Source organism: Streptomyces griseochromogenes (assembly GCF_001542625.1).
Classification (GTDB): domain Bacteria; phylum Actinomycetota; class Actinomycetes; order Streptomycetales; family Streptomycetaceae; genus Streptomyces; species Streptomyces griseochromogenes.
On the sequence record NZ_CP016279.1, the window covers coordinates 2,361,756 to 2,385,223 of the forward strand.

The following is a 23,468-nucleotide window of genomic DNA, read 5'->3' on the forward strand; positions in this document are numbered from 1 at the left end:
ACATCGAGCCCATCCGCCCCCCCGTCCCGTCCCTCCCAGGAGTTCCGGCAGTGATCCCACCCCTCGTCCCAGCCTTGATCGCCCGTTTGTCAGTGCCGGGCCGTAGGGTGGTCGGGCTATGACGAAGCCCTCACTCCCCGAACTCCTGCATGCAGCCGTCACCGCCGTCGGCGGCACGGAGCGCCCCGGCCAGGTGACCATGGCCGAAGCGGTCGCAGAGGCGATCGACGACGGATCCCACCTGCTGGTCCAGGCCGGCACCGGCACCGGTAAGTCGCTGGGCTATCTCGTGCCCGCGCTCGCGCACGGGGAACGAGTGGTCGTCGCCACGGCCACGCTCGCACTGCAGCGCCAGCTCGTGGAACGGGACCTGCCGCGCACCGTCGACGCCCTGCACCCGCTGCTGCGCCGCCGCCCGGAGTTCGCCATGCTCAAGGGCAGGTCGAACTATCTGTGCCTGCACCGCCTGCACGAGGGCATGCCGCAGGACGAAGAGGACGGGCTCTTCGATCAGTTCGAGGCCGCCGCGCCCACCAGCAAGCTGGGCCAGGACCTGCTGCGGCTGCGCGACTGGTCCGACGAGACGGAGACCGGCGACCGCGACGACCTCACTCCCGGTGTTTCCGACCGTGCCTGGGCACAGGTGTCGGTCTCGTCCAGAGAGTGCCTGGGCGCGTCGAAGTGCGCCTACGGTGCGGAGTGCTTCGCCGAGATGGCCCGCGAGCGAGCCAAGCTCGCCGAGGTCGTCGTCACGAACCACGCACTCCTGGCCATCGACGCCATCGAGGGCGCCCCGGTACTGCCCCAGCACGAGGTGCTGATCGTGGACGAGGCGCACGAACTTGTCTCCCGTGTCACCGGCGTCGCCACCGGGGAACTCACGCCCGGCCAGGTCAACCGTGCCGTGCGCCGTGCCGCCAAGCTCGTCAACGAGAAGGCCGCCGACCAGCTCCAGACCGCCGCCGAGGGCTTCGAGCGGCTGATGGAGCTGGCCCTGCCCAGCCGGCTGGAGGAGATCCCGGAAGACCTCGGCTACGCCCTGATGGCGTTGCGGGACGCTGCCCGTACGGTCATCTCCGCGATCGGCGCCACCCGCGACAAGTCGGTCCAGGACGAGGACGCGGTCCGCAAGCAGGCGCTGGCCTCGGTGGAGACGGTGCACGACGTGGCGGAGCGCGTCCTGAACGGCTCGGAGTGGGACGTGGTCTGGTACGAGCGCCACGACCGCTTCGGCGCCTCGCTGCGGGTCGCCCCCATGTCGGTCTCCGGGCTGCTCAGGGAGAAACTCTTCGCGGACCGCAGCGTCGTCCTCACCTCGGCGACCCTCAAACTGGGCGGGGACTTCAACGGCGTCGGTGCCTCCTTGGGGCTGGGCCCCGAGGGCGTCGAGGGCGAGGACCTGCCGGAGTGGAAGGGCGTCGACGTGGGTTCGCCCTTCGACTACCCGAAGCAGGGCATCCTCTATGTCGCCAAGCACCTCGCCCGCCCCGCACGGGACGGCGATCGCGCCGACATGCTCGACGAGCTGACCGAGCTCATCCAGGCGGCCGGCGGCCGCACCCTCGGGCTGTTCTCGTCGATGCGGGCCGCCCAGCTCGCCGCCGAGGAGCTGCGCTCCCGGGTCCCGGAGTTCCCGATTCTGCTCCAGGGCGAGGAGACACTGGGCGAACTGATCAAGAACTTCGCGGCCGACCCCGCGACCTGTCTCTTCGGCACGTTGTCGCTGTGGCAGGGCGTCGACGTCCCGGGACCCAGCTGTCAGCTGGTCGTCATGGACAAGATCCCCTTCCCGCGCCCCGACGACCCGCTGATGAGTGCCCGCCAGAAGGCCGTGGAGGACGCCGGCGGCAATGGCTTCATGGCCGTGGCCGCCACCCACGCGGCCCTGCTCATGGCCCAGGGCGCCGGCCGCCTCGTACGGGCTTCCGGGGACCGAGGCGTGGTCGCCGTGCTGGACCAGCGGCTCGCCACCGCTCGGTACGGCGGGTATCTCAAGACGTCGCTGCCCGACTTCTGGTACACCACGGACCGCAACCAGGTGCGCAAGTCGCTCGCCGCGATCGACGCGGCTGCGAAGCAGGCCGAGGAGTAAGCCGCTCCCGCCCGGGGCGTTGGGCTGCATGTGGTTCAGCAGCGGGCAGCCCGACGCCGCAGCGAGCGGCCCGGCGGCTCCGGGAGGAGCCGAACGCACAGGACCCCGGAACCGGCGCAGGGGTCCCGGGGCCCGGTCAGGGGACGGGCCGCCCGGGCCTGTCCGCCGCAGCCGTCATACGCGCCGCAGCACTGCGACGACCTTGCCGAGGATGGTCGCGTCGTCGCCGGGGATCGGCTCGTAGGCCGCGTTGTGCGGAAGGAGCCAGACGTGGCCGTCCTCGCGCTTGAAGCGCTTGACGGTCGCTTCGCCGTCGAGCATGGCCGCCACGATGTCGCCGTTCTCGGCGACCGGCTGGCGGCGGACGGTGACCCAGTCGCCGTCACAGATCGCGGCCTCGATCATGGAGTCGCCGACGACCTTCAGGACGAACAGTTCGCCGTCGCCGACGAGCTGCCGGGGGAGGGGGAAGACGTCCTCGACCGACTCCTCCGCGAGGATCGGGCCACCGGCCGCGATGCGGCCGACCAGCGGGACGTACGACGCGGCGGGCTTGCCCGCGGTGTCCGTGGGCTGCACGGTCACGGCCTGGTCGGAGCCGCGTACCTCGTACGCGCGCGGGCGGTGCGGGTCGCGGCGCAGAAAGCCCTTGCGCTCCAGGGCCATCAGCTGGTGTGCGACCGAGGAGGTGCTGGAGAGGCCGACGGCCTGGCCGATCTCCCGCATCGACGGCGGGTACCCGCGCCGCTGCACGGAGTCCCTGATGACCTCGATCACCCGGCGCTGCCGGTCGGTGAGTCCGGAGCTGTCCGCCCGGATGCCTGGAGGTCGGCCCGGCAGGGAGCGCTTGTGTCCCTCGGGATTCGTGGCTTCGTTCATCGCATGTACCGGCTCGACTCGGCCCTGGGAGCGGTCCTGGGCAGTGATGGTGGCACTGTCTGCGGTGGTGGTCACGTCGGCCCCTCTCGATGGTCTCCCTGCTGGACAACGGTAGTTGCTTTCGAAAGGTTGCGCCAAACACACGTTCGAGTGAAAAAGTGCGATTCACCCGACGTGATCATGTGTCCGGGTGTATGGCTCACGCGACCCCTGGCGGGCAAAAGTGCCCATTGTTGTACCCTTCACCGCCGGGGCAGGCCACCTCGTGGGTTGCTTCTCCAGTCTGCCATCCGGAACCCCGCATACCGGGGACCGGGGCCTTTCTGTGCCGGAGTCCCACGTGTCCTCCGTGTGGCGCCCACGGTATCTCCGTAAGTACCACGGCGATACGGCTGTGCGTCCGCGTGTCCGGTGGGGCCTTTCCCGAGGTCCGGGGCCTGTCTTTCAGCAGCGACACGCGAGTCTGCCTCGGCGTATGAGTCGATCCCCACATCTAGTGGTTGGATGGCTACAGCGGCCCACAAGTTGTGTTTTTACGGGTCCCCCGGGTCTTCGGGACCTTGGCGATCGCCTATGCTTGGGGCTGCTTCGAGGGGCCCGTGAGGCCCAGCGGGGCTATTGAGTCTGCTGTGAGGAGGGTTGGAGATCATGCACTGCCCCTTCTGCAGGCACCCCGACAGCCGTGTGGTCGACAGTCGTACGACCGACGACGGCACGTCGATCCGCAGGCGCCGCCAGTGCCCCGACTGCTCCCGTCGTTTCACGACCGTGGAGACCTGCTCGCTCATGGTGGTCAAGCGGTCCGGAGTCACCGAGCCTTTCAGCCGTACCAAGGTCATCAACGGTGTGCGCAAGGCATGCCAGGGGCGGCCTGTCACCGAGGACGCGCTCGCCCAGCTCGGCCAGCGGGTCGAGGAGGCGGTGCGGGCCACCGGAAGCGCCGAGCTGACCACCCACGACGTGGGTCTGGCCATACTCGGCCCGTTGCAGGAGCTCGACCTCGTCGCCTTTCTGCGATTCGCCTCTGTCTACCGGGCGTTCGACTCGCTCGAGGACTTCGAGGCCGCCATCGCGGAGCTGAGGGATGCGACGCGCGGCCCCGCCGCGGACGACGAAGACGCGGGAGCGGGGAGCCAGGAAGACGATCGCGGGCCCGGAGGGACCACTGAGGTCCCCGTGCCCGCCCATGCCGCCGACTGATCAGCGGGCCGGAATCCGGTCGGAGACGCGGGTTCCGGCTGTGCGGCGGCGACCGAAGACCTGTTGCGGGCGGCAGCGTGAGGGATGCCCGCAACACCAGACAGAACACCGTGTCACGGGAACATCGTGGCATTTCAGGGCGTTTTAGCCCGTACAGGGAGGCGGCATGACAGAGACGGCGAGCGGTCCGGCACGAGGTTCCCGAACCAAGGGCGCCAAGGCCAGCAAGGGGCTGCGTATCGAGCGTATCCACACCACCCCCGGCGTACACCCGTACGACGAGGTTGCGTGGGAGCGTCGTGACGTCGTCATGACCAACTGGCGCGACGGCTCGGTCAACTTCGAGCAGCGTGGCGTCGAGTTCCCCGACTTCTGGTCGGTGAACGCGGTCAACATCGTCACCAGCAAGTACTTCCGCGGTGCCGTCGGCACCCCGCAGCGCGAGGTCAGCCTCAAGCAGCTGATCGACCGCATCGTGAAGACGTACCGGAAGGCCGGTGAGGACTACAAGTACTTCGCCTCGCCCGCCGACGCCGAGATCTTCGAGCACGAGCTGGCGTACGCCCTCCTGCACCAGATCTTCAGCTTCAACAGCCCCGTGTGGTTCAACGTCGGCACCCCGCAGCCCCAGCAGGTCTCCGCCTGCTTCATCCTGGCCGTCGACGACTCCATGGAGTCGATCCTCGACTGGTACAAGGAAGAGGGCATGATCTTCAAGGGCGGCTCCGGCGCCGGCCTGAACCTCTCCCGCATCCGCTCCTCCAAGGAACTGCTGTCCTCCGGCGGCAACGCCTCCGGTCCGGTCTCCTTCATGCGCGGCGCCGACGCCTCCGCCGGCACGATCAAGTCCGGTGGTGCCACCCGCCGCGCCGCCAAGATGGTCGTTCTCGACGTCGACCACCCCGACATCGAGGACTTCATCGAGACCAAGGTCAAGGAGGAGGAGAAGATCCGCGTCCTGCGTGACGCGGGCTTCGACATGGACCTGGGCGGCGACGACATCACCTCCGTCCAGTACCAGAACGCCAACAACTCGGTCCGTGTGAACGACGAGTTCATGAAGGCGGTCGGGGAGGGCGGCCAGTTCGGTCTGCGCGCCCGCATGACCGGTGAGGTCATCGAGGAGGTCGACGCCAAGGCGCTCTTCCGCAAGATCGCCGAGGCGGCCTGGGCCTGCGCCGACCCGGGCATCCAGTACGACGACACCATCAACAACTGGCATACCTGCCCCGAGTCCGGCCGGATCACCGCGTCGAACCCGTGCAGCGAGTACATGCACCTGGACAACACGTCCTGCAACCTCGCCTCGCTGAACCTGATGAAGTTCCTCAAGGACGACGGCAAGGGCAGCCAGTCCTTCGAGGCCGAGCGCTTCCAGAAGGTCGTCGAGCTGGTCATCACCGCGATGGACATCTCGATCTGCTTCGCGGATTTCCCGACCCAGAAGATCGGTGAGAACACGCGCGCGTTCCGCCAGCTCGGCATCGGCTACGCCAACCTCGGTGCTCTGCTGATGGCCACCGGCCACGCGTACGACTCCGACGGCGGACGCACCCTCGCCGGTGCCATCACCTCCCTGATGACGGGTACGGCCTACCGCCGCTCAGCCGAGCTGGCCGCGGTCGTCGGCCCGTACGACGGCTACGCCCGCAACGCCGAGGCCCACAAGCGCGTCATGAAGCAGCACGCCGACGCCAACGGCACGGCCGTCCGCATGGACGACCTGGACACCCCGGTCTGGGCCGCCGCCACCGAGGCATGGCAGGACGTGGTGCGTCTCGGCGAGCAGAACGGTTTCCGTAACTCCCAGGCCTCCGTCCTCGCCCCGACCGGCACCATCGGCCTCGCGATGTCCTGCGACACCACCGGTGTCGAGCCCGACCTCGCGCTGGTGAAGTTCAAGAAGCTGGTCGGCGGCGGCTCCATGCAGATCGTCAACGGCACCGTCCCGCAGGCCCTGCGCCGCCTGGGCTACCAGGAGGAGCAGATCGAGGCGATCGTCGCCCACATCGCCGAGCACGGCAACGTGATCGACGCCCCCGGCCTCAAGCACGCGCACTACGAGGTCTTCGACTGCGCCATGGGCGAGCGCGCCATCTCGCCGATGGGCCACGTCCGCATGATGGCCGCGATCCAGCCCTGGATCTCCGGCGCCATCTCCAAGACGGTCAACATGCCGGAGACGGCGACCGTCGAAGAGGTCGAGGAGATCTACTTCGAGGCCTGGAAGCTGGGCGTCAAGGCGCTCGCGATCTACCGCGACAACTGCAAGGTCGGCCAGCCGCTCTCCGCCAAGACGAAGGAGAAGGAGAAGACCGAGATCACGGAGAAGACCGAGGCGGTCATCCGTGAGACGGTCGAGAAGGTCGTCGAGTACCGTCCGGTCCGCAAGCGCCTCCCCAAGGGCCGACCGGGCATCACCACGTCCTTCACGGTCGGTGGCGCCGAGGGCTACATGACCGCCAACTCCTACCCCGACGACGGTCTTGGTGAGGTCTTCCTGAAGATGTCCAAGCAGGGCTCGACCCTCGCGGGCATGATGGACGCCTTCTCCATCGCCGTGTCTGTCGGCCTCCAGTACGGCGTGCCCCTGGAGACGTACGTCTCGAAGTTCACCAACATGCGCTTCGAGCCGGCCGGCATGACGGACGACCCGGACGTGCGGATGGCGCAGTCGATCGTCGACTACATCTTCCGCCGCCTGGCGCTGGACTTCCTGCCCTTCGAGACCCGCTCCGCCCTCGGCATCCACTCCGCCGAGGAGCGTCAGCGCCACCTGGAGACCGGCTCCTACGAGCAGTCCATCGATGACGACGAGGTCGACGTCGAGGGCCTGGCACAGTCCGCGCCGCGCGCCCAGGAGCTGAAGGCGGTCGCCACGCCGAAGGCCGAGGTCGAGGCGACCAAGCCCGCTCCGAAGCAGGCGCACACCAGCGCCGAGCTGGTGGAGATGCAGATGGGCATCCAGGCCGACGCCCCGCTGTGCTTCTCCTGCGGCACGAAGATGCAGCGGGCCGGCTCCTGCTACATCTGCGAGGGCTGCGGCTCGACCAGCGGCTGCAGCTGATGACAGCAGGTTCCTGAAGTAAGGGGCGCGGGCCATGGCCCGCGCCCCTTAACTTTTGTGACATGCTCGCCTTCCTGCGGCGCGTCCGCCACATCGGTACCGGGCGCTGCCCGGGAGATGCCCGCGATCGAGACCCCTGTGCGGCTGAACGTCAGGGCTGGGGCGCCCTGCCCATGACCCGGGTGAAGGTCGACGGATCCTCGTCGAAGCCGTGGACACCGGCGTGGAAGTTCCACCTGCCGGACTCGTCCCGCACGAACTCGGCGATCGTGGCCGCCGTGGCGGCGGGGACCGAGGCGAAGTCGTCCTCGGAGAGCACGGTGTAACCCTCGCGAACCCGCATCGCCGGATTGAGCACGTCGGCGAACGTCTTGTGCCCGGTCTGCTGTTGTATGACGACACCGACCACCACGCGCGCGTACTGGCTGCCGAGCCGGTCGAGTTCGAGCGTCATGACCTCGTCCCAGCCGAAGCCCCGCCCGTCCGTGCTGTCGCGGTTGAGGAAGATGGTGCCGTCCGGGGAACGGCTGTCGAAGTGCACTAGATAGGCCGGAGTTCCGTAGGCGTCGCCCGACACGAACGTCGCGGCGATGATGTCGAGATCGGTGGGCGGCCGGCCCGCGGGACTGGGGTCCCACTTGAGCCCGACCTCGACCTTGCGGTTTCCCTTGCTGAAGCCAGTCACCGGGCCTTCCCTTCCCCCTGAAGATCCCTCTTGTCCAACTCCCTTGGAGTCAGCACTCATTGTCCATCGTGCCACGCGCGCGGGGCGCGGGCGCGGGTGATCTCCGCTGGAGCGTGACCGGCGCCACGCCTGGTGGCCTTACGATGGCGCGGTGCTGGTCAAGTGGATTCGCTGCACCGTGGTGGACCGCCGCGGCTTCGAGCGGGGGCAGCGGAAATGGGCGGGGCTTCTGGGGGAGCCGGGATTTCGGGGACAGGGCGGAGGCTGGAGCCGGCAGCGGCCCGGGGTGGCGCACATCTTCGCCTTCTGGGAGAGCCGCGCCTTCTACGACTCCTTCATGGCCCGCTCCCACGACCGTCTGGCGGCCGCCCAGTTCGGCACGTTCAAGGACGCCCAGGTCAAGCTGTTCGAGTACCGCTTCGATGTGAAGACCGGATTCGAGCCCCGGTTCACGGACTCCGACCTGATCCGCGTGGCGCTCTGCCGGGTGCACGAGGAGCGTGTCGAGCACTTCACCCTCATGCAGGAGAAGGTCTGGAACCCCGCGATGGCCGGCTCGCCCGGCATGATCCGGGGCATGTTCGCCGAAGCGCCCGAGCAGGAGTTCCTGGTCCTGTCCATGTGGCGCTCGGCGGCCGAGCACGGCAAGTACCGCACCGAGCGAGTGGAACGCCTCGCCCTGCGCGCGCAGACGGAGGCGGACATCGCGGCCCTCTCGGGTGACATCGTGGATCTGGAGCCGTCCTGGACGGTGTGAGGCGACTCCGTGCGAGTTTGGAAAGCAAACGCTCGGATCGCATGTCCTGGAGCGGTCCTGGGGCAGATTTTCATGTGACATACGCTGTATGGAGCCCGTAAGAGTGCTCGACCGCCCCCAGCTCGATCTAGGGTCTTGGCATGGCACGACCACGGCGCATCGTTCTTGTCCGGCACGGCGAATCAACGGGCAATGTTGATGACACCGTGTACGAGCGGGAGCCCGACCACGCGCTCGCGCTGACCGAGCGCGGCCGACGGCAGGCCGAGGAGACGGGCAAGGAGCTCCGGGAGCTCTTCGGCCGGGAGCGCGTGAGCGTGTACGTCTCCCCGTACCGCCGTACGCACGAGACCCTGCGCGCCTTCCACCTCGACCCGGACCTCATACGGGTGCGCGAGGAACCCAGGCTGCGCGAGCAGGACTGGGGCAACTGGCAGGACTGCGACGACGTGCGCCTGCAGAAGACGTACCGGGACGCGTACGGCCACTTTTTCTTCAGATTCCCGCAGGGGGAGTCCGGGGCGGACGTGTACGACCGGGTCGGGGGCTTTCTGGAGAGCCTGTTCCGCAGCTTCGAGTCCCCCGACCATCCGCCGAACGTGCTCCTGGTGACGCACGGGCTCGCGATGCGGCTGTTCTGCATGCGCTGGTTCCACTGGACGGTGGCGGAATTCGAGTCGCTGTCGAATCCCGGGAACGCCGAGATGCGGATGCTCGTTCTCGGGGACGACGGCCATTACACCCTCAACCGGCCGTTCGAGCGCTGGCGGGACCCGGTGCCCTCCTGGGTCACCGGATAAAGTGGCAGAGCGATGACCGCTGACTCCTCTTCTGCCGCCCACGGGCGCCTGGACCGAGCCCTGGCCAGCCTGCGCGGACTGGCGGTGGGCGACGCGCTGGGCTCGCAGTTCTTCGTTCCTGCGAACTACCCCCTGCTCAAGCGCCGTGAGCTGCCCGCGGGCCCCTGGCAGTGGACGGACGACACGGAGATGGCCTGCTCCGTGGTGGCCGTCCTGGCCGCCCACCAGCGCCTGGACCAGGACGCTCTGGCCCAGTCCTTCGCCGAGCGCCACGATTTCGACCGGGGCTACGGCCCTGCCGTCAACCGGCTGCTGCGTCTCGTCCGGGAGGGCCAGGACTGGCGCGAGCTGGCCGCCGGGCTCTTCAACGGGCAGGGCTCCTGGGGCAACGGCGCGGCCATGCGCATCGCTCCCCTGGGCGCCTGGTACGCGGATGACCCGGAGCAGGCGACCCACCAGGCCGAGATCTCGGCCTACCCCACTCATCAGCACCGTGAGGCCGTGGTGGGCGCCATGGCCGTCGCCGCGGCCGCCGCGCTGGTCGCCTCGCCGGACGGCCCGCCCAGCCCCGAGGCGCTCCTCGACGGCGTCGTAGCCCTCGTGCCGAAGAGTGCCGTCGGCGCGGGTCTTCGCCGTGCCCGGGACATGCTCGACTACGGCGACGCGGTCACCGTCGCGGCCGTCCTGGGCTGCGGACGCCGTACGTCCGCCCACGACACCGTCCCGTTCGCCCTCTGGTCCGCCGCGCGGGCGCTCGCCGACTTCGAGACGGCGTTCTGGACGACCGCCCAGGTGGGCGGGGACGTGGACACGACCTGCGCGATCGTGGGTGGCGTGCTCGCGTCCGGCAAGGCGGGGGCGCCGCCCGCGGTGTGGGCGGAGCGGACCGAGGCGCTGCCGGACTGGGTGCCCGCGGGCCGCTGAAGACCGACTTCAAGCGGCTCTCGGGAAGCGCGCTTCTCTTCGCGGGCACAGGGGCCGTCGGCTCTTTCGGCCTCGGTGCCGTCCCGGCTTCGGCACCTCCGCATCGCCCCCTTCGGAAACTCTCCGTGTCTGATGGGAACTCTGCGTGATCGTCGGCCGTTCTTCCGTTGTCCGCACTCCCGTGGCGAGCCGCGGGTGCTCGGGCTGGCGGACGGGGGCAAAGACGAGGCGAGGGACGTCAGGGGGGTGTAAGGCGATGCCGTTCGCGCTGACTCTGTTGAGCGCGTTGATCGTGGTGGTGGTGCCGGCCGTGGTCATGGTGCGGCCGGCCGGACCACTGCTCTTGCCGTCTGTCCCCCGGCAGTGGTCCGGCCGGCCGCGGCTTCGCGCGGCTCTGGGCGGGTCAGCCGATACCCGGGCCCGCCGTGCCGGCGAGAGCCTCGAGGTCGCTCTTACGGACCTTGATCACCAGCCAGGCGGTGACGAACCCGAGCGCGGCCATCGCGGCAGCCGGGACGAAGGCGACGGATATGCCGTGGGCGAGCACCTCGTGGCCCCAGGGCCCCGGCAACTGGTGCGTCTTGGCGAACTGCGCCTTCTGCTCCGGCGAACCGCCGGCGAGGAACTTCGGCATCTGCTTCTTCGCCTCGTCCTTGCCGGCGGAGCCGAAGACGGTGGTCAGGATGGACAGGCCCAGCGAGCCGCCCACCTGCTGCATGGCGTTGAGCAGCCCGGAGGCCGCGCCGGCCTCGTGCGGGGCGACGCCCGAGACCGCCGTGACCGTGGCCGTCACGAAGTTCAGCCCCATGCCGAAGCCGAACACCAGCATGGGACCCAGCACCCCGCTGACGTAGGAGCTGTCCGGGGTGATGAAGGTCTGCCAGACCAGCCCGATCACCACGAGCGCCGAACCGCCCATCATGAAGGGCTTGGGCCCGAAAGCGGGCAGGAACCGCTGCGACAGACCCGCCCCGAGCGCGATCGCCACGGTCACGGGAAGGAAGGCCAGACCGGCCTTGATCGCGCTGTAGCCCAGCACGTTCTGCACGAACAGAACGATGTAGAAGAACATGCCGAACATCGCCGCGGCCAGGCTCAGCATGATCACATAGGTGCCCGACCGGTTGCGATCGGCGAACATCTTGAGCGGGGTGATCGGCTCCTTCGCCCTCATCTCGGTGAGGACGAAGGCGAGCAGCAGGACCGCCGCCGCGCCGAACGAGCCGAGGGTGAGCCCGTCGTGCCAGCCTTTTTCCGAGGCGCGGATGAAGCCGTAGACCAGCGAGGCCATGCCCGAGGTCGAAGTGAGTGCGCCCGCGATGTCGAATCGCCCCGGGTGTCGCTCGGACTCACTGATGTACAGCGGTGCGAGGGCGACGATCAGCAGGCCGATGGGCACATTGACGAAGAGCACCCACCGCCAGTTGAGCCAGTCGGTCAGCATGCCGCCCGCCAGCAAGCCGATGGCACCGCCACCCGCGGAGACGGCGGCGAACACGCCGAACGCCCGGTTCCGTTCAGGTCCTTCGGGGAACGTGGTGGTGATCAGTGCCAGCGAGGTGGGCGAGGCGATCGCGCCGCCCACACCCTGCAAGGCGCGTGCGGCCAGCAGCTGCCAGGGTTCCTGGGCGAGGCCGCCGAGCAGCGAAGCGAAGGCGAACAGCAGAATGCCGGTCATGAACACACGGCGGCGGCCGAGGATGTCTCCGGCCCGCGCACCGAGCAGCAGGAGGCCGCCGAAGGTGAGTGTGTAGGCGCTGACCACCCAGGTGAGGTCTGTGGTGCTGAACTTGAGAGCGTCCTGAATGTGCGGGAGGGCGATATTCACAATCGTCGCATCGAGTACCACCATGAGTTGGCAGGCCGCGATGACGGTGAGTGCGATACCGGGATGCCCCTCCCGGCGGGCCGCGCCCGGCTTCTGTTCCTGCAACAGCTGAGAGGTCGTCACTATGGGTCCCCCACGGAGGCGTTAGTGAACGCTTGCGTTCACTGTCGCGTCAACGGTAGTGAGTCCCCAACAGTGAACGCAAGCGTTCACTTGCTTCAGCGCCGCATATCGCGTCCCCCTTTGCCGCGGCGCGGAGCACCCCACCCCGGAATCCCCGCTTCCCCTTGCTCGCTGGAGAAACTCAGATGATGACCTCGCGCTGGACGGCTGCCCCTACTCGGACGGCCCCTCCTCGTCGGCGCGGTGCGGTGCTCGAGCGCGCGATCCTGGATGCCGCGCTGGAGCAGCTCAGTACGGTCGGCTGGAGCGGCCTGACGATGGAGCGCGTCGCGGCCGGGGCCCAGACCGGCAAGGCCGCGGTCTATCGTCGCTGGCCCTCCAAAGAAGACCTGGTCGCCGATGCGCTCCAGGCGGGGCTCCCTCGTTTGGAGGGGGAGTCCGACCTCGGGAGCGTGCGCGAGGATCTGCTGGCCCTGTGTCGGCGCGCGCGGGACGCCATGTACTCGCGCCCCGGTGTCGCCCTGCGCTCCGTGATTCACGAATGTGATCCTGCGCAGGCTGAACGCTTCCATGGGGTGATCTTCGAAGGAGTGGTAGAGCCGATGATCCGGCTGCTGCGAGGGATTGTCACCCGTGGAATAGAGCGTGGAGAGGTACGGTCCGACGCCGCCAACGGTTACGTCTTCGATGCCATCCCGGCGATGATGATGTACCGCTCCAAGATGTGCACAAGTGAATGGAATGACCGGGACCTCGCGGAGATGATCGACCAGTTGATGCTCCCGCTGCTGCGGTCGCACGGAGTCTGATCCCGGCCTCGGGTGACGTCGGCGCCGGACGGGGGGTCGGGGTGTCGCGGGAGGTCCCCGGCGTCGTAGGCTAAGGGCGCCATGCCGTACGAACCACCTACTCACACCGTCGAGCGCTCCGTGCGAGCCACGACCGGAGCGAAGGTCATTGCCGGTCTCGACGAGGTGGGGCGGGGCGCATGGGCCGGACCCGTCACCGTCTGTGCGGCGATCACCGGACTCCGTCGGCCGCCCGAGGGTCTGACCGACTCCAAGCTCCTGACCGTCAAGCGGCGTACGGAACTGGCCGAGATACTGCGGTCGTGGGTGACGGCCTATGCCCTGGGGCATGCTTCCCCCGAGGAGATCGACGACCTGGGGATGACCGCCGCGCTGCGGCTCGCCGCCGTCCGTGCCCTGGACACCCTGCCGGTCCACCCCGATGCCGTCATCCTCGACGGGAAGCACGACTATCTCGGAGCCCCGTGGAAGGTGCGCACGGTGATCAAGGGTGACCGGTCGTGCGTGGCTGTCGCGGCGGCATCGGTGATCGCCAAGGTTCAGCGCGACAAAATGATGGCCGAACTGGGTGTCGACCATGCAGACTTCGGATTTGCGGACAACGCCGGGTATCCGTCCCCCGTGCACAAGGCCGCACTGGCGGAGCGGGGGCCCACCCCGTACCACCGCTTGTCGTGGGCGTATCTTGATGCGCTGCCCCAGTGGCGGCACCTCAAGAAGGTCCGCAGCTCGGCGGACGGAAGCGTTCCGGAAATCGAGGGTCAGCTCGGCTTCGATTTCTGACGGTTCCGATCGCACTGATGCGCCACCCGGTCATCCGCGCCGCACCAACGTTTGATAAATATCAGCTCATGCCTCTCATTCCCGAGGAGCCTCAGATTCACGAGAGTGCCCAGGGTCCCCGCGCCACTCCGGCCAGCGGCCGCACCGCGCCGACCCCCCGTCCCGTACCCGGTCCCCGCCCCGCGGCTCCGTCCCGCCCCGGTCGTCCGGGCCCTCAGCGGCCCACGCCTCCGGTGCAGCGCACGCCGCGTGACGTGGCTCCGGCCAAGCCAGGCCCTTCGGGCCCGGCCGCTCCCGCCACCACGGCGGCGACCCCGCAGATCCAGTTGATCCCGGCCTCGGCCGAGGGCGCGCTCGACGCCGCCGAGGATGCGGTGGACCTGCTGCTGGACTCGGGTCGTGCCCCCGGCGACCTACTGGTGATCACCACCGGTGCCCAGCATCCGTGGGCCGAGCACGAACTGTCCTTCGGTGAGACCTCCTACTGGGCGCAGCACGACACCGGTGACGATGTCTTCTACGCGGACGCCGCCGTCGCCTCCCGTGCCGCGTCCCGCCCCGTGGTCGTCGTGGCAGTGAACGGCGGTCCCACGGCCGCTGCCGCGACCGCCCTCTCGCTGGCCCACTCCCGGGCCGGTGCGCTGCTGATCGTCTGCGGCGACCCGCAGCAGATCAACTCGGTGCTGGGCGCGGGCGTCTGAGTCACGTCCGGCACCCTGGGGCATCGGGGTGCCGACGGAGCCGCTCCGGCGGCATCCGCACGGTGCGGCTCTTGGCATGCCCGGATGACTGGCAGTGGCCGTTCCTCCTCGTGGGACGGCCGCCCGGCGGACTGAGGGATGCCATCCGGGGGGCAAGCGTGGGTGTCGCGGGAGTGCGCCCGCGGCCGGCCGGTGAGCCCTTGGCGTCGATAGGGCAGCCGTCCTGTCTCCTTCCGCGCACCGGTGGCGTGCAGGCCGTACTGCATCACGTGCGAGTCTCCTCGTCTCGTGACTCGTACGCGCCGTCCGTGACAGCCCGCGCGGTTTCCCGTCCCGCTCTCTGGCCGGCTCGCGGAGTCTTCGCTCAGGCAGCGCCGCCGCTTGTGCGAGGGATCCGGACCCCGAGCCGTGCTCTTCAGCGGGCGGCCACGCGGCGCATGACCTCGGAGACCGGGCCGCCGGTCCGGGGCGCCAGCGGCGGGGCTTGCGACATGGCGAAGGGCTCCGGTTCCGAGTGGGAGTTCGGACGGCGCCCGCCACGTCCCTCCCCGAGCACCTGCCAGCCGTCCTGGGTCAGCGTGATGTATGCCCCACAGCGCAGTCCGTGCAGTGTGCACGCGTCGCGCAGCCCCCACATCCAGGCGCCGTCCTCCTCGGTCCAACCCGCGTCGCCGTCGCGGCAGTAGAGCAGCACGGCCGTACGCACCGGGGTGCGGCGGCGCAGGTCGTGCGGAATGATCCGGCGCAACTGGGCGAGCAGCGCGTTGCGGAACATCCAGCCGTCGGCCGGGGCGGGACGGCGGTTGAACGAGGCGCTGGCGCACAGCCGTTCGTCGGGATCGAGAACGGCCACAATGGCCGTGGACGGCGTGGGACCATGGCGGGCGTGCAGCCCACTGACGACCTCACGGGGGCTGCGCAGCAGAGGGATTCCGGCGGCTGCCCACTCCGCGGGCTCGAGCAGGCGACTGGCGGAAGCGGACGTCGACACCGATGCCGCCGAGGACGAGGCGAATCCGAAGGTCACGTTCCTCCCTTCGGCTACGCGCCCACACTGCGGGCGAGGTCGGATTCGGGGGAGCGCGCACCGCAGCAAAGCCCAACCGGAACACGGACGAGCCGTGCGGGGAGCGGACTTCAATTCTTCCTGTCGAACTTGGATGCGGCAACGAGCAATTGGGGCCACCGACTGTTATCTGGTGGTGCGTGACTTATATCCCTACCCACAGGAGCCACTGATGACCCCTGGGGCGTTCGATCACGGCACGTTCGTGCGCCGTGACCAGTACCGACGCACCGCGGACGGTCGGGTGTCAGCCCTGGACGGCCAGCACCAGAGGCAGGACCCCACTGGCCCCGGCCCTTCTGAGCAGACGCGCCGCGACCGCGAGGGTCCAGCCGGTCTCCGTGAAGTCGTCGACCAGCAGGACCGGACCGCGAGCCTCGGAGAGTGCGGAGGCGAGAGCGGGCGGCACCGTCAGCGCACCGTCGAGGGCCTTCAGACGCTGGGCGCTGTTGCTGCGCGATACCTGCGGCGTTTCACCGTAGTACTCCACCGAGCCCAGCAGCGGTAGCCGGCCGATCTCGGCGATGCGGGCCCCCAGGGAGTGGATCAGCATCGGCCTGGTGCGCGAGGCGACGGTGACCACACCCTCGGGCCGGGGCTGGGCGTCGGCCGCCCCGGAGGCCCAGCCGCCCCGGCCCCTGGCCCAGTCGGCCAGCACGTCCACCACGGCTCGCGCCACGTCGTCCGGCACGGGTGCGTCCGGTGCCTGGAGCGCGAACAGGGGGCGCAGCCGGTTACCCCAGCCGATGTCCGAGAGCCGACCCAAGGCCCGCCCGGGGGAGGCCTGTTCACCGGCCGGAATACGTCCCTTGAGGTCGATGCCGATCGCCGGAAGGCCGGTCGGCCACATGCGGCGGGGCTCCACCTCGACCCCGGCACGGCCCAGGTCGACGCGGGCGGCGTCCACGGCCGCCGTCGAGGTGTCGGCGGTGAAGCGCGGCCCCGCGCAGTTGTCGCAGCGGCCGCAGGGCTTGGCGCCCTCGTCGTCCAGCTGGCGCCGGAGGAATTCCATCCGGCAGTCCGTGGCGGCCGCGTAGTCGCGCATCGCCTGCTGCTCGGCCGTGCGTTGCCGGGCCACCCACCCGTACCGCTCGGCGTCGTACGACCACGGCTGCCCCGTCGCGACCCAGCCGCCCTTGACGCGGTGCACCGCTCCGTCCACGTCGAGGACCTTCAGCATCGTCTCCAGCCGGGAGCGGCGCAGCTCCACCAGGGGCTCCAGAGCCGGCAACGAGAGCGGCCGGTCGGCCCGGGCGAGGACGTCAAGGGTCCGGCGTACCAGGTCTTCGGAGGGAAAGGCGAGCGAGGCGAAGTACTCCCAGATCGCCTCGTCCTCCTTGCCAGGCAGCAGCAGCACCTCGGCGTGCTCGACGCCACGGCCGGCGCGGCCGACCTGCTGGTAGTAGGCGATGGGGGAGGACGGCGAACCGAGGTGCACGACGAAGCCGAGGTCCGGTTTGTCGAAGCCCATGCCGAGCGCGGAGGTGGCGACCAGCGCTTTGACGCGGTTGGCGAGCAGGTCGTCCTCGGCCTGCTGCCGGTCGGCGTTCTCCGTCTTGCCCGTGTAGGAGGCGACGGTGTGCCCGCGCTGCCGGAGGAACGCGGTGACCTCCTCGGCCGCAGCCACGGTGAGGGTGTAGATGATGCCGGAGCCGGGCAGGTCGTCGAGGTGGTCGGCGAGCCAGGCCATCCGGTGCGCGGCGTCCGGCAGCCGCAGCACGCCGAGACTCAGGCTCTCCCGGTCCAGCGGTCCGCGCAGCACCAGGGCGTCCGAGGTGCCGCCGGTACCGAGCTGTTCCGCGACGTCGGCGGTCACGCGCGCGTTCGCCGTGGCTGTGGTGGCGAGCACGGGGACACCCGGCGGGAGGTCGGCGAGCATGGTGCGCAGCCGACGGTAGTCGGGGCGGAAGTCGTGGCCCCAGTCGGAGATGCAGTGCGCCTCGTCGACCACGAGCAGACCGGTCGCCGCGGAGAGTTTGGGCAGGACCTGGTCGCGGAAGTCGGGGTTGTTCAGCCGCTCAGGACTGACTAGCAGCACGTCGACCTCGCCGGCCGCGATCTGGTCCTGGACCGCCTCCCACTCCTCGGTGTTGGAGGAGTTGATGGTCCGGGCGTGGATGCCGGCGCGGGCCGCGGCCCCCACCTGGTTGCGCATGAGCGCGAGCAGCGGGGAGACGATCACCGTGGGTCCGCTGCCTCTGGACCGCAGCAGCGAGGTCGCCACGAAGTACACCGCGGACTTGCCCCACCCGGTGCGCTGCACGACCAGGGCCCGGCGCCGGTCGGCGACCAGCGCCTCGATCGCCCGCCACTGGTCCTCGCGCAGCCGGGCCTCGCCCGTGGTGTCCCCGACGAGCCGGGCGAGGACGGAGTCGGCCTGCGCCCGCAGGTCCGCGTTGCTCGTGTGCTCCATGCGTCCCATACAACAGGACGGAACTGACAACCGAGGGCGAGCGGACTGCCCGCGACGGTTCCCCTGTGGAAAAAGCACCGAGAACGGAAACCGGCTTGTCGTGTCCCTGATTCGACTTATCCACAGGCTCAAGCGGAATCTCAAGATCCGCGAGATCGTCTGCGCATGACGAATCACAGCGAAACGACCGGCCCCTTCGAAGACGGAGACATCGCGGGAGGAGAGCCACTGAACGAGCGGTCCACGCACGACACTCAGGTCACGTTGCGCACCCCCGCCGAGCTGGCCGACGCCCTGCCCTATCTGCTCGGCTACCGCCCCGAGGACAGCATCGTGCTGGTCGCCCTGCACGACCGGGGAGGCCGCGGCAGGTTCGGCGGCCGGGCCCGTCTGGGCATCCCCGCCGCCAAGGAGGACTGGGAGGCGGCCGCACGGCAGCTGATCCAAGGGCTGGTGACCGGCAGCGAGCGGCGCGGCACCCGGCCCAAGCAGATGGTTGCCTACGTCTGTCAGGAACCGGGCCGCGGCGAGACGGGCCGGGACGTCATGCTCCGGCTCCAGCCGCTCGCCCAGCTGCTGCGCATCGAGTGCGGCACGTTCGACGTGCCGGTGATCGAGGCACTGTGCATCTCGGACGGCCGCTTCTGGTCGTACTGCTGCCCCATCGAGGGATGCTGCCCCGAGGACGGGACGCCGATGGGCCTGCCCGGCACCTCGGTGCTGGCCGCAGCGGCCACCTACGCGGGCATCCAAGTGCGCGGAACACTGCGAGAGTTGCGTGTCAGGCTGCTGCCCTGGGAGACCACCGCGGCCCTGGAACAGGAGATCGCGCTTGACGCGGCCGGCATGTCCCTGGTGCCCCGCATCCTGGACGACGCGTCCCGCGCGAGCGTGGCCGAGGAGACTCTGGAACTCGCCGAGCGGATCATCCGCAGGTTCGCCGGGGCATCGCCGGTGTCCGGCACACACCCGGCCGACCTGCGCGACGACGACCTGCTCGCGGACGACGAGGCGGCGGCGCTGATCCTCGGGCTCCAGGACCGCACGACGCGCGACCGGGCAGCTGCGTGGATGGAGGGCGACGAGGCCGCTTCGGCCCTGCGGCTCTGGCGGGCACTGGCCCGCCGCTGCGTCGGGCCGTACGGCGAGCACGCCGCTGCTCCGCTGACCCTGGCGGGCTGGGTCGCCTGGTCGACCGGCGACGAGCTGGAGGCCCGGGAAGCCTTCGCCATGGCGCTGGGCGCGGACCCCGACTACCTGTTCGCCCGGCTGCTGCATCAGGCTTGCAACGAAGGTCTCGACCCCGAGTCGATCCGCCGCTGCCTGCGTGCGGATCGCGCGGGGCGAGCGCAGGCCGTGATCGAGGAGCGGACCGGATCGGCGGCCGAAGCAAACTCGGGCGCACCTTCGGGAACCGATGTCACGGATTCCGGAGCCTCGGCCCGAGCGGAGGGTTGCGGTGCCGACCCGGCTCCGGGGACCGGTGCTCGCCGACGGCGCCGAACGCGGTCCGCGGCGGGCAGGGACAGCGGTTCTCATCAGCATCGCGGAGAGGCCGGCCGGCGGCGCCCGAACGGCTCCCACCCCCAGGCGCCGGCCGCCGGACCCTCGCGCCCGGGCAGCAGCGCAAGGCAGGGCGGCACGCGCGCGCGTTCAGGTGACGGCACGAGCCGCGGCACCTCGGCCGGGAGCGGTCGTCTGGAGACGGAGGGAAGCGGATGAGCACCGAGTGGGGGAGCGGCGGCAGGGGCCAGAGCGGGATGCCGGCCGGCCGCACCGCGCCGGGACACGCCCCGGCAAGGCGGGAAAGAGCGAAGGAAGGCACGGCGCGTGGACGGGTGATGAGCCTCTTGAAGTGGGTGCGGAACTCCCGTGTGGGAGGCGCCTTCCGCAGCCCTGCCGGCTGTTTTGGTCTCCGTGGTCGCTTTGGTCTCACGGGCCGCTTTGGGAGCTTGGGCAGCTGGAGCCGGGTGCGCCCACTGAAGGTGCCGTCCGTCCTTCGGCCGCTCGCAGGGACGAGCGCCCCGCCGGCTGGGCGTCGCCTCCCACCGCGCGTCCATTCCGTGGGCTTCCCCGATGCGAGGCGTGACCCTGACGAGTTCCCCTCCGTTCACCTGAGTGGCGGAACGCCTGGTCGGGCGGTGCCGCCGTACGACCCTTGTCCCTCCGGACGCCCGGCAGGTCCGAGGCGCACCGAGCGCAGAGGAAGCCACGCCATGCATCAGCAGCCGACCCGGCCCTCCGCCGCTGACGACAACCGCCCGCCCCCAGGCGTGCGAGAGCCCTTCCCGCAAGCCGGTCCATCCACCAGCGCACATGAAACCGTCCGTGTCCTGCGTACGCCTTCGAATCCCCCGGCCGCCCACGGCACGATCAAGGCCCCGGCCCCGCCGACGAGCGGGCTCCGCCGCACCGCCACCGCGGCACCTTCCGGCGTGTCCGGACGCACTCCGTACCCGCCGCCCCGGCCCGCCCCTGAGCTGCCGCCCACGCACATCGCGCTGATCTGCGTCGCCCTGCCGGGACTCGCCATCTCAGGCGAGCAGGGACAACTGGCCGGCCGGGGGCTGGAGGGGTTCTACCGCGGCGGCAGGCGTCTGCTCTCGCGATGCCAGGTCCGCGTGGCCGGGCGCGAACCGCTCGTGGTGCAGGCCCGCATGATGGGAGCAGATCGAGCCCGATTCGTGGGAACGCTGCGTGCCTCCCCGGCGGCAGGCCCGGATCCCGACGTCGTCGTCGAGCGCACCCGTAGCGCCGACGGGACCGAACGCATCACGCTGCTCAACGCCACCCCGCGTCCCCTGCGCCTCCCCGTCGAGGTCGCTCTGGGCACGGACCTCGCCGACCTCGGCGCCATCGCCTCCGGCTCGACCGGCCCCGAACTGCCGGCCAGCGTCCATGACTCGGGTCTGCGCTGGTCCTCGGCGGGCGGCGGGGCCTGCGTCACCGCGCACCCGCCGCCCGCCGACGCGCTGGCCTCTGCCGGACTGCTGCGCTGGGAACTGGAACTGCCTCCGGGCGGAACGGCAGACGTGGAACTACGGGTACGCCCGGACGGAGCGAGAGCCACACCGCTGCGCTCCGTGCGACAGGCCGCCACCAGCCCCCTCGCACCGGCGCGGGCGGTAGGCGACGATCCTCGGGCGGCCGCACTGCTGCTGGCCGCCGTCGACGACCTCCAGGCCCTGCTGCTGCGCGACCCGGCGGACCCCTCCGACACGTACCTCGCGGCGGGCGCGCCCTGGCGCTGCGGAATGGCACCGGCCGAGGCGCTCGCCGCCGCCCGGATGGCGCTGCCCCTCGGTACCCGACTCGCCGCGGGCACGCTGCGTACCCTGGCCCGTACCCAGCTGCCCGGCCCGGGCCCGCGGGCCGGTCTCATCCCCGGTCCGCGACGTGACGCCGGCGGGCTCCTCCCGCCCGCGTGCACGGGCACGGAAGCGACGCTGCTCTTCCCCGTCCTGCTCGCCGAGGCCCGCAGATGGGGGCTCCCCGAGCAGGAGACACGGGAACTGCTGCCCGCGGCCGAGCGCTGTCTGACCTGGCTGCGGACCACCGCGGGCGACGGCCCCTACCTTGCCGACCCGCAGCCCGCAGGTCCTATCCGCTGCGAGACCCAGGCCCACTCCCAGCGGGCGGCCGTCCTAGGCGCCGATCTCCTCGACGCATACGACAGACCGGGCGGACCGGAGTTACGGCAGTGGGCTCAGGCCGCGCGGAGGGCGTTCCGGAAGGACTTCTGGGTCGAGGACCGGGGCGGCGGACGCCCTGCCGCGGCGCTGGCGCCGGACCGCCGTCCCCTCGCGCACCTCGGCTCCACCGCCGTGCACCTCCTCGACACCGGCCTGCTCGACGCGGGCGGGCTCGCCCCGGGCCTGCTCGACAAGGTGCAGACCGAACACCTCGCCCGGCTGCTCGGCGGCCCGGCGATGGACTCGGGATGGGGACTGCGCGGTCTTGGCACCAAGGAGGCCGGACACAATCCCTTCGGCCACCGCGGCGGAGCCGTCCGGGTTCAGGAGACCGCACTCGCCGTCGCCGGGCTGGCCGCCGCCGGCTACGAGAAGGAGGCGACCGGCCTGCTGCGGGGGCTGCTGGACGCGGCGGAGCACTTCGACCACCGGCTGCCGGAGATGTTCGCCGGGGAACAGCGCTCCGCGGGCAGCGCTCCGCTCCCGCACCCGGCAGCCTGCCGACCGGCAGCGACCGCCGCTGCCGCCGCGATCCTGGTCCTGACCTCGCTCGCGGGCATTCGCCCCGACGCCCCCGCTCGCACCGTCACCCTGCGCCCGATGCGGAGCGCCCCCCTCGGCGAGATCACTCTGACCGGGCTGCGCGTGGTCGGCGCTCCCTTCGCAGTGCGAGTCAGCAGGCTGGGCCTCGCCATGGTCGAGGACGCGGCGGACGGCCTGCAATTGGGGGTGTGACCTCGCACGACGCGACCGGCACAGCACATGGGCACCGACCCTGAAGCCCATACCGGAACGAAGCGGATCCGCCATCGATGCGGCTCACGAAGGGAGTGTTTATCGTCAGGCAGACGACTATGATCGCCGCATGCCCTACGACCCGTCAGCGTTTCCGCCCTTCGCCGTCACCGTGGACCTGGTCGTGCTGACCGTGCGCCGCCATGCCCTGTGTGCGCTGGCGGTACGCAGGGGCGAGCCGCCGTTCCAAGGGCGCTGGGCGCTGCCCGGCGGCTTCGTGCGGGCCGACGAAGACCTGTCCCAGGCGGCAGCGCGTGAGCTGGCCGAGGAGACCGGGCTGCGCGCCCACGACCCCTCGGTTCCCGCCCAGGACAACGGCGCCCACCTGGAACAGCTCGCCACCTACGGCGACCCGAAGCGGGACCCGCGGATGCGGGTGGTCAGCGTGGCGCACCTCGCTCTCGCCCCGGACCTGCCCGCGCCCCGGGCGGGCGGCGACGCCAGCAATGCGCGGTGGGCGCCGGTCGAGGAACTGCTCCAGCAGGGCGGATACGGCCGTGACGGCGAACCCGTGGCGCCGCTCGCCTTCGACCATGCCCAGATCCTCGCCGACGGAGTCGAGCGGGCACGATCCAAGATCGAGTACTCGTCGCTGGCCACCGCGTTCTGTCCGCCCGAGTTCACCGTCGGAGAGCTGCGCCGGGTCTACGAGGCGGTGTGGGGCGTGGCCCTCGACCCGCGCAACTTCCATCGCAAGGTCACCGGGACCCCGGGATTCCTCGTTCCGACGGGCGGCACGACCACCCGTCAGGGAGGCAGGCCCGCTCAGCTCTTCCGGGCCGGTGGCGCCACCCTGCTCAACCCTCCGATGCTCCGCCCCGAGGTCTGAGAGCCTGGACCCGGCGACGCCAGGC

The 23,468-nt window shown here is 70.4% G+C and carries 17 protein-coding genes; 12 read left to right on the forward strand and 5 right to left on the reverse strand.

The window, feature by feature from the left end:
• The first annotated feature begins 118 nt into the window (after positions 1-118).
• Complete coding sequence (locus AVL59_RS10200) at positions 119-2,092, forward strand: ATP-dependent DNA helicase (protein WP_067301823.1); 1,974 nt, start codon at positions 119-121, stop codon at positions 2,090-2,092.
• 174 nt (positions 2,093-2,266) lie between these two features.
• On the opposite strand, the gene lexA is transcribed toward AVL59_RS10200, so the two are convergent.
• Positions 2,267-3,046, reverse strand: a complete 780-nt coding sequence (gene lexA, locus AVL59_RS10205) for a transcriptional repressor LexA (protein WP_030750750.1) — start codon at positions 3,044-3,046, stop codon at positions 2,267-2,269.
• Between the two features lie 573 nt (positions 3,047-3,619).
• On the opposite strand from lexA, the gene nrdR reads away from it, so the two are divergent.
• Both nrdR and AVL59_RS10215 read left to right on the forward strand, forming a co-directional pair.
• Positions 3,620-4,171 (forward strand): transcriptional regulator NrdR, encoded by a 552-nt coding sequence (nrdR, locus tag AVL59_RS10210; protein WP_067317100.1) that lies wholly within the window; start codon positions 3,620-3,622, stop codon positions 4,169-4,171.
• Positions 4,172-4,337: 166 nt separating this feature from the next.
• Positions 4,338-7,238, forward strand: a complete 2,901-nt coding sequence (locus AVL59_RS10215) for a vitamin B12-dependent ribonucleotide reductase (protein WP_067301825.1) — start codon at positions 4,338-4,340, stop codon at positions 7,236-7,238.
• Positions 7,239-7,389: 151 nt separating this feature from the next.
• Here the strand turns inward: AVL59_RS10215 and AVL59_RS10220 are convergent, their stop codons facing one another.
• Positions 7,390-7,923 carry a TerD family protein gene (locus AVL59_RS10220; RefSeq protein ID WP_067301828.1) on the reverse strand — a complete coding sequence of 178 codons (534 nt, stop codon included), beginning with the start codon at positions 7,921-7,923 and terminating at the stop codon, positions 7,390-7,392.
• Positions 7,924-8,074: 151 nt separating this feature from the next.
• Here AVL59_RS10220 and AVL59_RS10225 point away from each other — a divergent pair, with 151 nt between their 5' ends.
• The 3 genes from AVL59_RS10225 (at position 8,075) to AVL59_RS10235 (ending at position 10,404) form a co-directional block, all read left to right on the forward strand.
• The gene (locus AVL59_RS10225) at positions 8,075-8,680 is read left to right on the forward strand and encodes a YdbC family protein (protein WP_067301831.1); all 606 of its coding nucleotides are present in this window, start codon (positions 8,075-8,077) and stop codon (positions 8,678-8,680) included.
• Between the two features lie 140 nt (positions 8,681-8,820).
• On the forward strand, positions 8,821-9,480 hold the full coding sequence (locus tag AVL59_RS10230; protein ID WP_067301834.1) for a histidine phosphatase family protein: 660 nt from the start codon (positions 8,821-8,823) through the stop codon (positions 9,478-9,480).
• A gap of 12 nt (positions 9,481-9,492) precedes the next feature.
• Positions 9,493-10,404: an ADP-ribosylglycohydrolase family protein gene (locus AVL59_RS10235; protein WP_067301837.1), complete on the forward strand. Its 912-nt coding sequence runs from the start codon at positions 9,493-9,495 to the stop codon at positions 10,402-10,404.
• Between the two features lie 403 nt (positions 10,405-10,807).
• On the opposite strand, the gene AVL59_RS10240 is transcribed toward AVL59_RS10235, so the two are convergent.
• Positions 10,808-12,355 (reverse strand): MFS transporter, encoded by a 1,548-nt coding sequence (locus AVL59_RS10240; protein WP_079146619.1) that lies wholly within the window; start codon positions 12,353-12,355, stop codon positions 10,808-10,810.
• Positions 12,356-12,540: 185 nt separating this feature from the next.
• Here AVL59_RS10240 and AVL59_RS10245 point away from each other — a divergent pair, with 185 nt between their 5' ends.
• The 3 genes from AVL59_RS10245 to AVL59_RS10255 all read left to right on the forward strand — a co-directional run bounded on the left by AVL59_RS10245 (position 12,541) and on the right by AVL59_RS10255 (position 14,648).
• Entirely contained in the window at positions 12,541-13,164 is a 624-nt protein-coding gene (locus tag AVL59_RS10245; RefSeq protein ID WP_079146620.1) for a TetR/AcrR family transcriptional regulator, read from the forward strand.
• An 81-nt stretch (positions 13,165-13,245) separates the two neighbouring features.
• A complete protein-coding gene (locus AVL59_RS10250) occupies positions 13,246-13,947 on the forward strand; it encodes a ribonuclease HII (protein WP_067301842.1) in 702 nt (233 codons plus the stop codon).
• 68 nt (positions 13,948-14,015) lie between these two features.
• Positions 14,016-14,648 (forward strand): hypothetical protein, encoded by a 633-nt coding sequence (locus AVL59_RS10255; RefSeq protein WP_099053036.1) that lies wholly within the window; start codon positions 14,016-14,018, stop codon positions 14,646-14,648.
• Between the two features lie 415 nt (positions 14,649-15,063).
• On the opposite strand, the gene AVL59_RS10260 is transcribed toward AVL59_RS10255, so the two are convergent.
• Positions 15,064-15,675, reverse strand: coding sequence for a hypothetical protein (locus AVL59_RS10260; protein ID WP_067301848.1), 612 nt, complete (start codon positions 15,673-15,675; stop codon positions 15,064-15,066).
• A gap of 286 nt (positions 15,676-15,961) precedes the next feature.
• Positions 15,962-18,127 carry a RecQ family ATP-dependent DNA helicase gene (locus tag AVL59_RS10265; RefSeq protein ID WP_067301851.1) on the reverse strand — a complete coding sequence of 722 codons (2,166 nt, stop codon included), beginning with the start codon at positions 18,125-18,127 and terminating at the stop codon, positions 15,962-15,964.
• Positions 18,128-18,292: 165 nt separating this feature from the next.
• Here AVL59_RS10265 and AVL59_RS10270 point away from each other — a divergent pair, with 165 nt between their 5' ends.
• The 3 genes from AVL59_RS10270 (at position 18,293) to AVL59_RS10280 (ending at position 23,443) form a co-directional block, all read left to right on the forward strand.
• Positions 18,293-19,849 carry a DUF4192 domain-containing protein gene (locus tag AVL59_RS10270; protein WP_067301853.1) on the forward strand — a complete coding sequence of 519 codons (1,557 nt, stop codon included), beginning with the start codon at positions 18,293-18,295 and terminating at the stop codon, positions 19,847-19,849.
• Between the two features lie 494 nt (positions 19,850-20,343).
• Complete coding sequence (locus tag AVL59_RS10275) at positions 20,344-22,554, forward strand: glycogen debranching N-terminal domain-containing protein (protein ID WP_237281471.1); 2,211 nt, start codon at positions 20,344-20,346, stop codon at positions 22,552-22,554.
• Positions 22,555-22,684: 130 nt separating this feature from the next.
• Complete coding sequence (locus tag AVL59_RS10280; protein WP_067301855.1) at positions 22,685-23,443, forward strand: NUDIX hydrolase; 759 nt, start codon at positions 22,685-22,687, stop codon at positions 23,441-23,443.
• Positions 23,444-23,468: the final 25 nt, after the last annotated feature.